Origin of the sequence: Micromonospora sp. DT201 (genome assembly GCF_049841575.1) — a bacterium.
GTDB lineage: Bacteria > Actinomycetota > Actinomycetes > Mycobacteriales > Micromonosporaceae > Micromonospora.
In genome coordinates, this window is the sequence record NZ_JBNCKP010000010.1 from 177,535 (window position 1) to 192,514 (window position 14,980).

At 72.3% G+C, this 14,980-nt stretch carries 10 protein-coding genes; 3 read left to right on the plus strand and 7 right to left on the minus strand.

Annotated elements, in window-relative coordinates:
- Nucleotides 1-151 precede the first annotated feature (151 nt).
- Together ACLQ28_RS18740 and ACLQ28_RS18745 are read right to left on the minus strand one after the other, a co-directional pair.
- A complete protein-coding gene (locus ACLQ28_RS18740; RefSeq protein ID WP_425687558.1) occupies nt 152-2,524 on the minus strand; it encodes an FtsX-like permease family protein in 2,373 nt (790 codons plus the stop codon).
- A complete protein-coding gene (locus tag ACLQ28_RS18745) occupies nt 2,518-3,249 on the minus strand; it encodes an ABC transporter ATP-binding protein (RefSeq protein WP_425687559.1) in 732 nt (243 codons plus the stop codon). The genes ACLQ28_RS18740 and ACLQ28_RS18745 overlap by 7 nt, the downstream gene beginning before the upstream one ends.
- 43 nt (nt 3,250-3,292) lie before the next feature.
- Between ACLQ28_RS18745 and ACLQ28_RS18750 the strand changes: the two genes are divergently transcribed.
- Complete coding sequence (locus tag ACLQ28_RS18750; RefSeq protein ID WP_425687560.1) at nt 3,293-6,022, plus strand: AAA family ATPase; 2,730 nt, start codon at nt 3,293-3,295, stop codon at nt 6,020-6,022.
- Between the two features lie 13 nt (nt 6,023-6,035).
- On the opposite strand, the gene ACLQ28_RS18755 is transcribed toward ACLQ28_RS18750, so the two are convergent.
- From ACLQ28_RS18755 to ACLQ28_RS18770, 4 genes are all read right to left on the minus strand, one after another.
- Nucleotides 6,036-8,240: a transglycosylase domain-containing protein gene (locus tag ACLQ28_RS18755; protein ID WP_425687561.1), complete on the minus strand. Its 2,205-nt coding sequence runs from the start codon at nt 8,238-8,240 to the stop codon at nt 6,036-6,038.
- Nucleotides 8,241-8,517: 277 nt separating this feature from the next.
- Nucleotides 8,518-9,285 carry a hypothetical protein gene (locus tag ACLQ28_RS18760; protein WP_425687562.1) on the minus strand — a complete coding sequence of 256 codons (768 nt, stop codon included), beginning with the start codon at nt 9,283-9,285 and terminating at the stop codon, nt 8,518-8,520.
- 151 nt (nt 9,286-9,436) lie between these two features.
- On the minus strand, nt 9,437-10,543 hold the full coding sequence (locus ACLQ28_RS18765) for an SPFH domain-containing protein (RefSeq protein WP_425687563.1): 1,107 nt from the start codon (nt 10,541-10,543) through the stop codon (nt 9,437-9,439).
- Nucleotides 10,544-10,548: 5 nt separating this feature from the next.
- Nucleotides 10,549-11,022, minus strand: coding sequence for an NfeD family protein (locus tag ACLQ28_RS18770; RefSeq protein WP_425687564.1), 474 nt, complete (start codon nt 11,020-11,022; stop codon nt 10,549-10,551).
- Nucleotides 11,023-11,130: 108 nt separating this feature from the next.
- Between ACLQ28_RS18770 and ACLQ28_RS18775 the strand changes: the two genes are divergently transcribed.
- Nucleotides 11,131-12,444, plus strand: a complete 1,314-nt coding sequence (locus ACLQ28_RS18775) for a serine hydrolase domain-containing protein (RefSeq protein WP_425687606.1) — start codon at nt 11,131-11,133, stop codon at nt 12,442-12,444.
- Nucleotides 12,445-12,710: 266 nt separating this feature from the next.
- On the opposite strand, the gene ACLQ28_RS18780 is transcribed toward ACLQ28_RS18775, so the two are convergent.
- Nucleotides 12,711-13,523: a DUF3097 domain-containing protein gene (locus ACLQ28_RS18780; RefSeq protein WP_425687565.1), complete on the minus strand. Its 813-nt coding sequence runs from the start codon at nt 13,521-13,523 to the stop codon at nt 12,711-12,713.
- Nucleotides 13,524-13,934: 411 nt separating this feature from the next.
- On the opposite strand from ACLQ28_RS18780, the gene ACLQ28_RS18785 reads away from it, so the two are divergent.
- Nucleotides 13,935-14,729 (plus strand): hypothetical protein, encoded by a 795-nt coding sequence (locus tag ACLQ28_RS18785; RefSeq protein ID WP_425687566.1) that lies wholly within the window; start codon nt 13,935-13,937, stop codon nt 14,727-14,729.
- Nucleotides 14,730-14,980 lie beyond the last annotated feature (251 nt).

The following is a 14,980-nucleotide window of genomic DNA, read 5'->3' on the forward strand; positions in this document are numbered from 1 at the left end:
CCCACCCCCACCCCCACCCCCACCCCCACCCCCGCCCCGCCCCCGCCCCGCCCCGCGATCTTGCACTTCCTGTTGCGACAAAAGGTGTCAACTGGGGCGAGTCGGCAACCGAAAGTGCAAGATCGCGGGCGCCTTCACGCCTGGCCTGGCATCACGCGTTTGGTGTGCGTGCGGCCCGCTCGAGCAGAGCCGGCAGGACCGTGGCGATCAGGACGCAGCCCGAGACCACCGCGCCCAGCACCGTCCACGGCACGTCGAGCGGAACGGGCCCGGACACCCGCAGCAGCGCCACCCACAGCCCGCTCAGCCCCGCCGCGGCAACGGCTGCCGCAAGCACCACCCCGACACCGACGGCGACCAACGAATCCGCCAGCGCGTAACGGAGCACCTGGCCGCGATCGGCGCCCAGCAGGTGCAGGGTGCGCCGTTCGCCGGCGCGGTCCGGTGCACCCATGACCAGGGTGTTCACCAGCGCGATCGTGGTGTAGGTCAGCAGGATCCCGAGGACCATCAGCAGCCCGAGGCGGCTCGCGCTCGCACTCCCGGCGGCAGCCGCTGCCGACCACTGCCGCTTGCTGACCACCGTGGCGCGGTGCGTCTGGGCGGCTCGGCGCAGGGCGGCCTCCACGGCCGCCGGGTCGTCGCCGGAGCGGACATCGACCAGGGCCGTCGACGGCAGCCCGGCGCGGGCGTTGCGGGGACTGACCTGTGCGGCCGTGGCCGTGGCCGCACCGGGGGAAAGTAGCCGAATCACCCGCAGCCGGGTCTCGGTGCCGTCGGCCAACCAGACCCGGGCCGTGTCACCCACCCGGTATCCCCAGTCCGGCTCCGGGACGATCGCGTCGTCCGGTACCGACTCCACGCCCTGCGTCGGGCGCCGGATCAGCACGGTGTCGCCCTCAAGCGTGTAGACGCTGGTCTCGGTGACGGTCGAGACGTCGGCACCGGGAACGGACCGCAGGGTGGCCGTCAGCTCGGCGTCGAGCCCTGCGGTGCCGTCGGGCAACACCAGGTAGTCGGCCTGCACCGACTTCGCATCGGCCACCGCTTTCGCGGCGTCGGTCAGGGTGGAGGCGGCGAGCAGCGCCGCGGGCAGTGCCACGGTCATCAGTACGGGCGTCGCGAGCGCTGCCGTACGCCGTGCCGAGCTTGTCGCGGCGGCCGCCACCAGCATGCCGATGGTGCCGCCCAGCCGCTCGAAGGGTCGCGTCAACAGCCGGGCGGTTGGCCGGACCACCGCGGGGGCGAGGAGCGCGGCGGCCGCGATCAGCAGCATCAGCACCGGCATGTACGTCTTGCGGTTGGTCGCCGAGCCGGGATCGAAGACGGCGGTGACCGCCATGGAGACCAGCGCGGTGGCCAGTGTCCCGAGGCCCAGCCCCCACCGGCTCAGCGGCATCGACCGGGCCTGTGCCTGGGCCTCGCGCAGCGCCTCGACAGGTCGGACCCGGCTGGCCCGCCAAGCGGCGGTCACCACGGCGAGCAGAGCGACGAGGATGCCGGAGGCGAAGGAGAGATACGCCGGTACGGCGGAGTCGCTGACCGCGTCGATCCAGTCCGGGGCCATGCGGCGGGCGACGAGCCAGTCGAAGAGGGCCGGGGCGGCGTACGGGCCCGTGACCGCGCCGGCCGCGGCCGCGAGGACGGAGACGACCAGCGCCTCGAGGTAGATCATCCGGCGGATCTGGCCGGGTGTGGCCCCGTCCGCCCGCAACAGCGCCATCTCCCGATGCCGTTGGCCGACCGCGAATGCGAAGGCCGCGGCCACCACGGCGATCGAGATGAAGATGGCGAAGCCGAGGGCGATGCCCACGATGGTGTTCGCGTTGTTGCGAGCGTCGCCGTCGCTCTCCCGGTTCGGGTCCAGCCGGGCACGCTCGTCGGAGACCAGCACCCGGGCCTGGTCACCGACCGCCGCGCGGACGTCAGCCTCCGGTTGCCAGCTCAGCAGCGCGTCGATGCGCGGGGAGAGCTGCGCCGCGCGAACGTCGGTGAAGAAGACGGAGTTTTCGCTGCTGGGGCTGCTGATGCCGACGACGGTGTACGCACGGACCCCCGCCGCCGTGATCACCTGCGTCCGGTCACCCGGCCGGGCGCCACCGCTGACGACGATCTCGTCGTTGGTCGTCGGTGCCCGGCCCGCGACCAGATGCTGCCCGGCAGCCGGCAGGGCCGACCAGGGTCGCCCGACACTCCCGCCGGGTCCGGTGACGGGCGTCGCCGGGAAGACCCGGTCGGCGACCGCGTGCGGCAACTCGGCGGCCAGCGCGGCGGACACCCCCTGCGGCTGGGCCAGCGGCACCGTCTCGGCACCCTGCCAGGTCGGCACGCTGAGCTCGCCGACGCTCACCACGACCACGGGGACGTCCGGATAGCGTTGCGGTGCGCGGTCGGTGGCGCCGACCGTGGTGGCGAGCACCTGGCCGAGCGCGGCGACCAGCGCCGATCCCAGGGCCAGAGCCACGAACATGCCAACGAACGACCGCCACCGGACCCGCAGCGTCGCCAGCGACAGCGTCAGCATGCGGCCGCCTCCAGCCGCGCCAACTGCATCATGATGGCCTCCGCGGTCGGCGCGAGAATCTCACCGTCGATGCGGCCGTCCGCGAGGAAGAGGACCCGATCGGCGTACGCGGCGGCGTGCGCGTCGTGGGTGACCATCACGACGGTCTGCCGGCGCTGGTCGACCAACTCACGCAGCAACCGCAGCACCTGCTCACCGGAGCGGCTGTCCAGCGCCCCGGTCGGCTCGTCGGCGAAGAGCACCGTCGGCGCGGTCAGCAGCGCCCTGGCGATCGCGACGCGCTGTTGCTGCCCGCCGGAGAGCTCACCCGGCCGGTGCCCGCCGCGCTCGGCAAGTCCGACAGCAGCGAGGCTGGCGAGGACATCTGAGCGGCTGGGGCGGCGCCCCGCGAGCCGCAACGGCAAGGCCACGTTCTGTTCGGCGGTGAGTGCCGGCATCAGATTGAAGGACTGGAACACGAAGCCGATGCGGTCGCGCCGCAGCAGGGTCAGCCGTCGCTCACTGAGCACGGTCAGGTCCTGTCCGGCGAGGCTGACCCGGCCGGAAGTGGGCCGGTCCAGGCCGGCCGCGCACTGCAGGAGGGTGGACTTGCCGGAGCCGGAGGGCCCCATGACGGCGGTGAAGGATCCAGTGTCGAAACTGACGGAGATACCGGCCAGAGCGGTGACCCCGTTGGCAAAGCGCCGGGTCACCTCGCTGACCTCGACGACGGGTACGGAAGGCATGTACCGACGCTATGAAGATTCGTTCCCGCGAGGTACCGGACACGTGACTGGTGTAGTTTCCGATCTCATGCTGTTGGGCCGCGATGCTGACCGGGCTGTCCTGCGGACCGCAGTGGAGCAGGCACGCGCCGGCCACAGCGCCGCGCTGGTGGTGCGCGGGGAGCCAGGCATCGGCAAGTCCGCGCTGCTGGACCACGTCACCACCGGCCCGGGACTGACCGTGCTGCGCTGCGCCGGGGTCGAATCCGAGGCGGAGATTCCGTTCGCCTCTCTCCACCTCCTGCTCTACCCGGTGCTCGGCCGCGCGGAGGCCTTGCCCGAGTTGCAGCGCACCGCCCTGCTCGGTGCGCTCGGGGTGGAGCCGGCCGCCGGCCGGGACCCGCTGCTGATCGGCGCCGCCGCGTTGACGCTGCTGGCCGACCTGGCCGAGAACGATCCCGTGCTCTGCCTCATCGACGACGCGCACTGGCTCGACGAATCCTCCGCGCGAACACTGCGTTTCGTCGCCCGTCGATTGCACGCCGACGCGGTTGCGATGATCTTCGCGGCGCGCCCCGAGTTCGACCCCGCGGGTCTGCCCGAGCACCGATTGGACGGGATCGGAGCCCCGGCCTCCGCCGCCCTGCTGGACCGCTGGGCTCCCGGCCTGGACCATGCGGCGCGGGAACGGATCATCCAGGACAGCGGGGGCAACCCGCTGGCATTGCGCGAGCTGCCGCACATGGCGGCAGAACAGGCGCACCTGCCCGCGCCACTGCCGCTGTCGCGGCGCCTCGAACATGCCTTCGGTACGCGCATCGCGCGGTTGGCCCACACCGCGCGTTCCGTGCTCGCCATCGCCGCCGCCGACGAAACCGCCGGGCTCGGCAACCTGCTACGTGCCGCCGCCACCAGGGGGATCTCCCGCGACGCGCTGCGGGCCGCCCTGGCCGAGGCCGAGGAGGCCGAACTGCTGCGGGTGTCCGGCGGTCGGGTGGTCTTCACGCACCCGTTGCTGCGGGCCGCCGCCTACCAGCAGGCCGGAATCGAGCGGCTGGCTGTGCACCGGGCGCTCGCCGAGGCCGTCGCCGCGGACCCGGATCAACAGGCCTGGCATCTTGCCGCGGCGGCGACCGGCCCCGACGAGACCACCGCCTGCGCACTCGAACTCGCCGCCGAGCGGGCGCAGGGCCGCAGCGGATACGCCGCGGCAGCGACGGCACTGGAACGCGCCGCCGACCTGAGCGTCGATCCCGAGCAGCGCGGTCGCCGGCTCATCGCGGCCGCGGTCGCGGCAAACCAAGCCGGACAGCAGCACCGCACCCAGCACCTGCTGGACCAGGTTGGCGAGGCTCCCACCGACCTGCTCCGAGCCGCCCGCTACCACGAACTCCAGGCCCGGGTCGCCTTCGAATCCGGCGATGCCGCCCGGGCACACGACTTGCTGGTGGCAGCGTCCACGGCACTCACCGATGTGGACCCCGTCGGGGCGCAGGCCGTCCTCATCGACGCCGCCCGCAACGCCTGGCAGCTCAGCGACCCGCCCCGCGTGGCCGACGCGGCCGCACGGCTGGCGAAGCTGGGCCCTGCCCCGGACAGCCTGGCAGCGGCGGTCTCCGCCGTCATCGGAGCCGCGACCCTGCTCACCGCAGGCCCGGCGGATGCTCTACCCGTGATGCGCCCGCTGGTCGCCGCGGGACTCCGATCCCAAGGCGCCTACGCCCTGCGGCTCAACGCCGCGTTCGTGGCGGGCATCGTCGGAGACTTCACTGCCGGCGGCAGCATCGCCCGGCAGGTCGTCGACGACTGCCGCGCCTCCGGCGCGGTCGGCTGGTTGCCACTCGCACACGTGACCCTCGCTACCGCCGAGCTCTATCTCGGACAGTTCCGCAACGCGGTCGCCTCGGCCACCGAGGGCCTGCGACTGGCCGACGACACCGGCCAACCGAACCGCGCCGGCTACCTGGAGGGCGTGCTCGCCTGGGTCTCCGCCGTGCAGGGCGACGAAGATCCCTGCCTGCGTTTCAGCGCCCAGTGCCAGGACGGCTTCGCCACCCACCGCATCGCCAATGGCCTTGCCTGGGCGGTCTGGGCCCGAGCGATGCTCGACCTCGCGCACGGCCGCACCGCCGAGGCGCTGGACCGGCTCGACGCCGCCCTGAACGGGCCGGTGCGGCACCAGGCCCACGCCGTCTACTTCGCCCCCGACCAGGTCGAGTGCGCCGTACGCCTGGGTGATCCGGAGCGCGGCCGCGCGGCGAGCGACCGGTTCGGCGCGTGGGCCGACGCGTCCGGGCAGGACTGGGCACGGGCCGTATGGCACCGCTGCCAAGGCATGTTGACCGCGGACACCGATCTCGCGGACCACCACTTCGCGGCGGCGTTGCGCGCGCACGCGGACGGCTCACGGCCGTGGGAGATCGCCCGTACCCACCTGTCCTACGGCGAGCGGCTGCGCCGCGACCGACGCAAGAACCAGGCCCGGTCGCACCTGAGGACCGCGCGGGAGATCTTCGAACGGCTGCCGGCACAGCCGTGGGCCGACCGGGCTGCCGCAGAGCTGCGTGCCGCCGGCGAGCAGACACCGTCCGCCCCAGCGGTCGACCTGCTCGCGGCCCTCTCGCCGCAGGAGTTGCAGATCGTCAAGCTGGCGCACACCGGGTTGACGAACCGCGAGATAGCGGCGCAGCTCTTCCTCAGCCCGAAGACTGTCAGCTACCACCTGTATCGGGCGTTCCCGAAGCTCAACGTCGCCAACCGGGGCCAGTTGGCCCGCCTCGATCTGCGGGTGTGAGCACAGGTGGTGCCTAACCCCGGCGGTTGTTCAGCCAGCGTTGCAGGAGGTCGCCGGGGTCTTCGTCGGTGGGCTGCTGCTGGCGATCCGGAACCGTCGGGCGATCCACGGGGCGGTGCGGGTCACCGGCCAACTCGTGGCTGGGCGCGGTGAACGCCTTCTCCGGCTGGCCCTTGACGGCGGTGGCGATGACCCGGGCGACCGCGTCGATCACCTTGGTCTGCACCGCGGAGCCCACCTCGTCGGCCGGGTCGTCCGGGTTGGCGGCGATGCCGGCAACCGCGACCTGCGGGGTGAAGCCGGCAAATGTCTCGGTGGAGTTCTGCTCCGAGCTACCCGTCTTACCGGCCACCGGCCGGCCGTCCAGGATGTCGTTCACACCGGTGGCGGTGCCGCCGTTGCACTGCCCGAACGCCGACTGCTGGCCCACCGGGCAGCGGGCGGCGTCGGTCGCGGCACGGGCGACGTCGACGTCGACGACCCGCTTGCAGGACGGCTGCCCGACCGGCACCTTCTCGCCGTTCGCGGCGGTCACGGAGACCACCGGCACCGGCGTGCAGTACATGCCCTCGGCGGCCACCGTGGCGTACGCGTTGGCCAGGTCCAGCGGGGTGGTGGCGGCCACGCCGAGGGTGAACGAACCCCAGTTCGCGGCGTTGTCCTTGGCGAAGGCGGCGTCCGAGTCGGCGCGGAAGGTGATGCCGAGCCGCTGCGCCATCTCGACCACCTTGTCCTGGCCGACCTGCTCGGCCAACCAGACGAAGTAGGTGTTCACCGAGCGGCCGAAGCCGTCCCACATCATCCGGTACCCGTCCATCCAGTCCGGGTTGGCGTTCGCCGGGCACCAGTGGCCGTCACAACTGCCCGGGCCCTCGTCGGCGTACCGGGTGGGCAGCTTGGCGGGCGCGTCGAAGCCGGTGGAGAGGGTACGGCCCGCCTCCAGCGCGGCGAGCATGGTGAACAGCTTGAACGTCGAACCCGCCTGGTACCCGTCGACGCTCGCCCCACCGGAGATCAGCGGGTTGACGGTGTTCGGGTAGTTGGCCTGCCCGGCCGGGTTGTCGGCCAGGCTGTAGTGCCGGTTGACCGCCATCGCCAACACCTGCCCGGTGCCGGGCTGGACCGCCGCGATCGGCAGGGCGCGCTTGTTGTCGTAGGAGTAGACCTTGGTGGCCTGCTGCTGCGCGGTGGCCTGGACCTTCGGGTCCAGCGAGGTGATCACGGTGTAGCCGCCCGAGCGCAGGGCCTGCTCGCGCTCCGCGACAGTGGCCCCGAAGGCCGGCTGGGTCAGCCACCACTGGCGCAGGTAGTCGCAGAAGTAGCCCCAGTCGTCGTGGCCCTGGGAGACGGCGGTGCAGCCGTTGGGCTGGGCGGTCGGGTGCAACGTCAGCGGCTCCGCCTTGGCCTGGGCGGCCTGCGCTGCGGTGATCGCGTTGGTGGCGACCATCGAGTCCAGCACGTACGACCGACGGGCCAACGCGTCGGCCTTGTTTCCGTCGATCGGGCTGTACGCGTCCGGGGACTGCACCAGGCCGGCGAGCAGGGCCGACTCGGCGAGGGTCAGCTGCGCCGGGGGCTTTCCGAAGTAACGCTGGCTGGCCGCCGCGACCCCGTACGCGCCGGAGCCGAAGTAGGCGATGTTCAGGTACCGGTCGAGGATCTCGTCCTTGCCGAGGTTCTTGTCCAGCGCACTCGCGTACCGGATTTCCTGGATCTTGCGCCCGACGGTGGGGTCGGTGGCGGCGGCGCGTTCCTCCGCGGTGCGGGTGGGGTCGGTCTTGAGGACGTTACGGACGTACTGCATGGTCAGCGTCGAGCCGCCCTGCTCGGTGCCGCCGCCCTTGACATTGGCCACCAGTGCCCGGGCCAGGCCACGCACGTCCGCGCCGCCGTGATCGTAGAAGCGTCGGTCCTCGGCGGCCACGATCGCCTGCCGCATGACCGGTGCGATGTCCGCCAACGCGACGTCCGTGCGGTTCACGTCGTAGAACGTGGTGATCAGCGTCTTGGCGTCGTTTGCGTAGAGGTACGAGCGCTGCGGAGTGGTTGGGGTGCGCAACGAGGCGGGCAGCGCGGCGTACGATCCGAGTGCCGAGCGGGCCGTCAACCCGAGCAGCAGGTTGCCCGGCAGTGCGGCGACTGCCAGGGCGAGCCCGGCCAGCAAGCCGGCGAGCAGCACGGTGAACAGCCGCGACAGCGGCGAGCGGGAGACGGCCATGCTCCCCAGGATTGCCACGAAAGCCGCCAACCGACCACCCCCGCAGCCCAATTGTCAGCAACTTCACGGCCCCCCACCAGCCCTCACCCAGCCCCGCCCGCCCCAGCCCAGCCCAGCCAGCCCGGCCCAGCCCGGCCCAGCCCAGCCCGGTGATCATGGGGTTAGCGGGAGGTTTGATCACGGAGTCACCCGTCAACCTCATGATCACCGGGGTGGGGCTGGGCTGGGGCGGGGCTGGCCGAGGGCGGGCGGGCCGCCGGGCCGCACGGCCGGTGGGTTAGGGGTTGGGGGTACTGAGGCTGGCGGCGGCTGCGTCTTGTGCGGTTTCGCGGGGCATCAGGCGACCGGAGCGGTAGCCGATGCCGATACCGGCGATCAACACGAAGATCGCGCCGAACGTCTGCAGCGAACCGATCAGGGCACCCCCCAGGCCGAGCAGTGGCGCCGCGATGATCAGCATGACACCGTCGCCGAGGCTGAAGGTGCCCGAGCGGGCCACCGCCCACCCGGTGAGGAACCAGCCGACGCTGTAGAACGTCGCGCCGACCAGCACCAGCGACCGCGCGGTGGTGCCGAAGACCGGCGTCTGCTCGGCGAGCCCGGCGAAGGGCAGCATCAGCACGGTGCCGGCGATGCTGACCAGCAGCCCGGCGGCGGCCACCCGGCGGCTGCGGGTCGCGGCGAGGAGCCCGGTGAGGGCCAGCAGCGCGAGCAGACCGAGCCACACCGCGGCGACCCAACCGATCAGGTACACCGCCCGTCCGTCGGCCGGATAGGGGTCGTTGCCCACCCCTCCGTCACTGGCCATCGCCACCGCGCCGTAAAGGATGGCGTACGCGGGCAGCAGCCACACCGCCGCCCGCGCGAACCGACGCACCGACCAGGCCCAGCTGGCGTTCGTGGCCGGACCAGCGGGGGTCGGCTCGCCGACGAACGGCAGTACGCCGAACCCGCCACCGGTGCTGCGCGACCCCAGCGGGGCGACCGGATCGTGCGCGCCGGGCACCGGGGCCGAGGACCACATCCGCTTCGCCGGATCCTTCATGCGTCACCTCGCTCGTCCGCGAGTGGTGCGGAACGCGCCGGGGCGCCCCGATTGCCTGGTCACCACCCGTCCTAGGACCGATCGTGGCAGGCGTCGGAGCGCCCCATGAGTCTTTCTCGCATTTACCCGGCCGGGTGGCCGGCGTACTGGATCAGCCGCGCTCGCGCTGGTCGGCCGGGTCCTCGGTCAGGCTGGCCGGGGAAACCGGCTCCGGCGCGGGCAACCCCTGCGGCTTGTTGCCGCCGGTGGCCTGCGCCTCGGCGACGCGTACCTCGTCGTGGATCTGCTGGGCCGCGTCCGCCGCGGCCTGCGCCGCTTCCGCGGCCTCGCGCTCGACCTGGCTCGCGTGTTCGGCCGCCTCCGGCGCGGGAAGATCCCCCACCATCTGGCTCAACCCGCCGAGCGCGCCACCCATCCCCTCCAGCGCCTTGGTCAGCTCGGCCGGGATGATCCAGACCTTGTTGGCGCTGCCCTGCGCGATCTGCGGCAGGGCCTGCAGGTACTGGTAGGCGAGCACCTTCTGGCTCGGGTTCGCCTGGTGGATCGCGTCGAAGACCGTCCGGATCGCCTTCGCCTGACCCTCGGCCTGCAGGATCCGGGCCTGCCGGTCACCGTCGGCCCGCAGCACCGCCGACTGCTTGTCACCCTCGGCGGTGAGGATCACCGACTGCTTGTGGCCCTCGGCGGTGAGGATCGCCGCGCGACGGTCCCGCTCGGCGCGCATCTGCTTCTCCATCGAGTCACGGATGCTGGCCGGCGGCTCGATCGCCTTGATCTCCACCCGGGTCACCTTGATGCCCCAGCGGCCGGTGGTCTCGTCCAGCACCCCGGAGAGGTGCCGGTTGATCTCGTCCCGGCTGGTCAGCGCGCGCTCCAGGTCCAACGAGCCGATCACGTTACGCAGCGTCGTGACGGTCAACTGCTCGATGGCCTGCAGGAAGCTGGAGATCTCGTAGGTCGCCCGGACCGAGTCGACCACCTTGAAGTAGAGAACCGTGTCGATCGAGACCACCAGGTTGTCCGAAGTGATCACCGGCTGCGGCGGGAAGCTGACCACCTGCTCCCGCATGTCGACCTTGGTGCGAACCGCGTCGATGAACGGCACCAGCAGATTGAGGCCGGGGCTGAGGGTGCGCTTGTACTTGCCGAGCCGTTCCACCACGTCCTGGCGTTGCTGCGGCACGATCCGCACCGCCTTGGCCAGCGTTATCACGGCGATCAACGCCACCGCGAGCACCAGCACCCCGAGTATCGTCATCCCGTTCACCCTCTCGCTTCCGGCAACTCACCGGCGGAAGAAATATCGTCCTGCCACACCAGGGCTGTCGCGCCCCGGACCTTTATCACCTGAACCCGATGACCAGGGTCAAAACTCTGCGTCGTGTCGTACGAGCGGGCGCTCCACAACTCCCCGTCAATCTTGACGAGGCCGTGCTCGGCATCCACCCGTTCCAGCACCAGCGCCGTGGAGCCCTCGATCGCCTCGACGCCGAACGGCTGCTCGCCGCTCTCCAGCGCGGAACGGCGGTGCCTGCGGATGACGGGCCGGGCCACCAGCAGGCTCAACGCCGACACCACTGCGAAGACCAGCGCCTGCACGAAACCCGGCGCGCCGAGCGCCGCAGCACCGGCAGCGGCGAACGCGCCGACCCCAAACAGGATCAGAAACAGCGTCGTCGTAAAGATCTCGGCGACCGCCAGCACCACACCCAACACGATCCACACCACGGCGTCCACACCCCGATCGTGACACGCGAATGCACGCACGGCAGCCCCGCGAAGATCAGTAGGCTCGGCGAGGCCCGTTCCGACCATGATCCAGCGGCCCGACCCGAGGAGATCGCGTTGACCCTGCTGCCCGAGACCGCCCGACAGATCGACGCCCAGGTCGCCCAGGCCCAGATCGACGGTCGCGCCCCGTCGCTGGTGCTGGCCGTGATCCGCGACGGCGCGCTGGCCCACCTCGCCGCCGCCGGCGAGCACCCCCGCCCCGATGTCGACCTGCAGTACCGGCTGGGCTCGATCAGCAAGACGATGACCGCCGCCCTGATCATGCAGATGCGCGACGCCGGACGGCTGGCCCTCGACGACCCGCTGGAACGGCACCTGCCCGGCACCGGTCTGGGCGCGCTCACCCTGCGCCAGATGCTCGGGCACGCCAGTGGCCTCCAGCGTGAACCCGAGGGGGACTGGTGGGAGCGGACGGCGGGCGTCGACCTGACCACCCTGCTCGCCGGAGTGACCGCCGACAAGATCGCCTACCCACCGCACCGCGCCTACCACTACTCCAATCTGGCGTACGGGCTGCTCGGCGGACTGCTCGAACGACTCAGCGGGATGCCCTGGGCCGACCTGCTCAACGAGCGACTTCTCAGCCCGCTGGGGATGCGCCGCACCACGTATGCGGCCACCGAGCCGTACGCCCGCGGCTATGTCGTGCACCCCTGGCACGACACGCTGCGCGAGGAACCCCGTACCGACACCGGTGCGATGGCCCCCGCCGGGCAGCTCTGGTCGACAATCGAGGACCTGGGCCGATGGGCCGCGTTCCTGGCCGACCCCGACCCGTCGGTGCTGGCCGCCGAGACGGTGACCGAGATGTGCTCCCCCGTGGTGATCAGCGACCTGGAGGCCTGGGCCCACGGTCACGGCCTCGGGCTGGAACTCTTCCGAGAAGGCAACCGGGTGTACGCCGGGCACGGCGGATCGATGCCCGGCTACATCGCCTCGTTGGCCGTGCACCGGCCCACCCGCACCGCCGTGGTCGGCTTCGCCAACTCGTACGGCCTGCGCACCGGCCGCCTCGGCGCGCTCAGCCGGCGACTGCTCACCCTCGTGCTGGACCGCGAACCCGCGCCGCTCACCCCGTGGCGGCCGGCCGCCACCGCCCCGCCCGCCGAGTTGGCCGAGCTGACCGGCCGCTGGTGGTGGATGGGCACCGAGATCGAAGTGACCGCAGACCCCGCCGGTGATCTGCACGCCGGCCCGATCGGCGCGCCGGACCTCCACTTCGTCGCCGAAGGCCCGGACCGCTGGCGGGGTCGGGCGGGCGACCAGGACGGCGAGATCCTCACGGTACGACGCGACGAGCAGGGCCGGGCGGTCGCTCTGGACATCGCGACGTTCGTCCACACCCGCACCCCCGACCAGGCGCCCTGACCCGCGCGCTCGCCTCGGTGCGAGTCCGGGGTGGTGGCGTCGCGCTCCGCACATCGTTCGAATCGCCCGCCCGCAAGATCCGCGCAACTTCACCGATGTTGCTGCCTCCGAGTGCCACGAGGCAGCAACATCGGGGAAACTGCGCGGATCTTGAGTGACGGACGACGCGAGCGCGGGACGAGCGCGGGACGAGCGCGGGACGAGCGCGGGACGAACGCGAGGGCGGGCGGCGCCTCGGCGTGGGTGCGGACCGCTGCGGCGGGCGGTCAGGCTGGCTCGGTGACGAAGTCGATCAGGCGTTCCATGGCGTTGATCAAGGGGGTTTCCACGTCGGCGAAGCTGTTCACCCGGGACAGGATGTGCCGCCACATGTCGGCCGGCTCGGCTACCCCGAGGGCCGCGCAGACCCCTTCCTTCCACGGTCGCCCGGGCGGCACCACCGGCCACGCCGCGATGCCCAGCGCCGCCGGCTTGACCGCCTGCCAGACATCCACGTATGGGTGTCCGGTCACCAGCACGTACGGCGAGTTCACGCGAGCCACGATCCGGCTCTCCTTGCTGCCCGGCACCAGGTGGTCGACAAGTACACCGAGTCGTCGAGTCGGGCCGGGGCCGAAGTCGCGTACCTCGGCGTCCAGGGCGTCGATGCCGTCCAACGGTTCCACGACCACACCCTCGATCCGCAGGTCGTCACCCCAGATCCGCTCGACCAGCGCGGCGTCGTGGATGCCCTCCACCCAGATTCGGCTGGCCTTGGCCACCTGGGCGCGAACGTTGTCCACCGCCACCGAACCGGAGGCGGTCCGCCGACGGGCCGCTGGCACCGATGCGCGAGTTGGGCGGCGCAGCGTCACCGGTCGCCCCTCGAGCAGGAACGCCGCCGGGAGCATCGGGAAGTTGCGTCGTCGGCCGTGCCGATCCTCCAGCACCACGGCCCCGGCCTCGAAGCCCACCACCGCCCCGCAGAACCCGGAGTCGGCATCCTCCACGACGAGATCCGGTTCGGCGTCCACCTCGGGGGTGACCTTCCGCCGCCGCCAGTCCCCCGCCAACACGTCCTCGCCGTATCGCCCCGCCATGTCGATCACGCTAACCCCCACACCCCCGCCCCCGCCCCCGACACACCGCCCCACCCCCGCCCCGCCCCACCGCCGATCATGGAGTTGTGGTGCCTCACGAAACGCTCCCAATCGACAGCTAACGCCCACCACAACTCCATGATCGACGCGCGCATGGGGGTAGCGGGGGCGCTCGTGGGGTGTGGCGAGCGGGACGAGCGCAGGGTGGGCCCGGGGCGAGCGCAGGGTGGGCCCGGGACGAGCGCAGGGTGGGCCCGGGACGGGCGCAGGGCGAGCGCAGGGTGGGCCCGGGGTGGGCGCAGGGGCGAGCACCGAGGTGGGGATTCGGGGCGAAGGGGGCAGTTCGGGGCAGGCCGGGCGACCGGAGCGGCAGCCGAGACAGGGCCGGTCGTGACCACGTACCCTTTCGGCATGTCCACCCCCGCAACGGGCGCGGCCACACTCGCGCCGCGCCGGTCGAGCCGGTTCGTTGCCTGGGTGCGCGCGTGGCGCGCCGGCTTGGTGCCGTACGACGAGGTCGCCGACGCCATCGCCGGTAACGAGGAACATCTCGTTGCGGACGCCCCCGGCACTTGGACCGACGTCCCGCTAGGCGCCGCGCTGCCCACTCTGGCCAAGCTCTCCCCGGACGAGATCCGCCTGGTGCTGCCCGCGCCGGGCGACCCCCGGGGGCTGCCCGGCCCCGGTGACTTCGCCGGCGCGGCGCTGGTCACGGGCGAGGCGGTGGTGGCCGGCGGGCTCGGGTTGATCCCGGAGGTCCGCTCGCACACTTCCGGCTCCGGGGACTGCTTCGAGACGGTGCTGTGGCGGGTGTACCCGCTGCCGGCCAACGCGCCCGCCGCGTCACTCTCGTTGCCCGGCGCCGCCGAGGCGGAGGCCGAGCTGGCCGCTGCTCTGGCCGAGACGACCGCCGCGCTGACCCGCCTCGATGTGGCCCAGTGGCGGCCCGAGCTTGCCGGTGCGCTGGCCGCGCTGCGCCGGCCCGACGGCGCCACCGACCTGCCACCGGGCTTCGACCCGCGGGCCCGTCGGCTCTTCGCCCGGGCCGCGGTGCTCGACCGGGTGCTCGCGCTGGCCGGGCACGCCGCACCGGGCGGGGCGATCAACAACTACGAGGCGCAGCAGCGGGACGCGGCCCTGCGCCCACTCACCACGGCCTGCCGCCAAGCGCTGGTGGCCGCCTGCAACGCCCCCCTGCGCCCCTGACCACACCGCGCCCCGCCACCCCGCAGAACGCCACGCCGCGCCACGCCGCATTGCCGCACCGTGCCGCGGCAGCGCCGGCTGCCCCGGCATGATCGCGCTCGATCCAGGATGTAGTGGCCTCCCGGTCCGGGGTTACCACTACATCCTGGTTGCAGCGTGATCAGCGGCGCGACCAACGTTGTGGCACGACCAACGTCGCGGCACGACCAACGTGATCAGCGGCGCGACCAACGACGCGACACGACCAGCAC

What these genes read in the sequence shown, in the direction of transcription:
- ACLQ28_RS18740 (WP_425687558.1), bottom strand. Translation starts at nt 2,524, where the DNA reads ATGCTGACGCTGTCGCTGGCGACGCTGCGGGTCCGGTGGCGGTCGTTC.
- ACLQ28_RS18745 (WP_425687559.1), bottom strand. Translation starts at nt 3,249, where the DNA reads ATGCCTTCCGTACCCGTCGTCGAGGTCAGCGAGGTGACCCGGCGCTTT.
- ACLQ28_RS18755 (WP_425687561.1), bottom strand. Translation starts at nt 8,240, where the DNA reads ATGGCCGTCTCCCGCTCGCCGCTGTCGCGGCTGTTCACCGTGCTGCTC.
- ACLQ28_RS18760 (WP_425687562.1), bottom strand. Translation starts at nt 9,285, where the DNA reads ATGAAGGATCCGGCGAAGCGGATGTGGTCCTCGGCCCCGGTGCCCGGC.
- ACLQ28_RS18765 (WP_425687563.1), bottom strand. Translation starts at nt 10,543, where the DNA reads ATGACGATACTCGGGGTGCTGGTGCTCGCGGTGGCGTTGATCGCCGTG.
- ACLQ28_RS18780 (WP_425687565.1), bottom strand. Translation starts at nt 13,523, where the DNA reads ATGGCGGGGCGATACGGCGAGGACGTGTTGGCGGGGGACTGGCGGCGG.
- ACLQ28_RS18785 (WP_425687566.1), top strand. Translation starts at nt 13,935, where the DNA reads ATGTCCACCCCCGCAACGGGCGCGGCCACACTCGCGCCGCGCCGGTCG.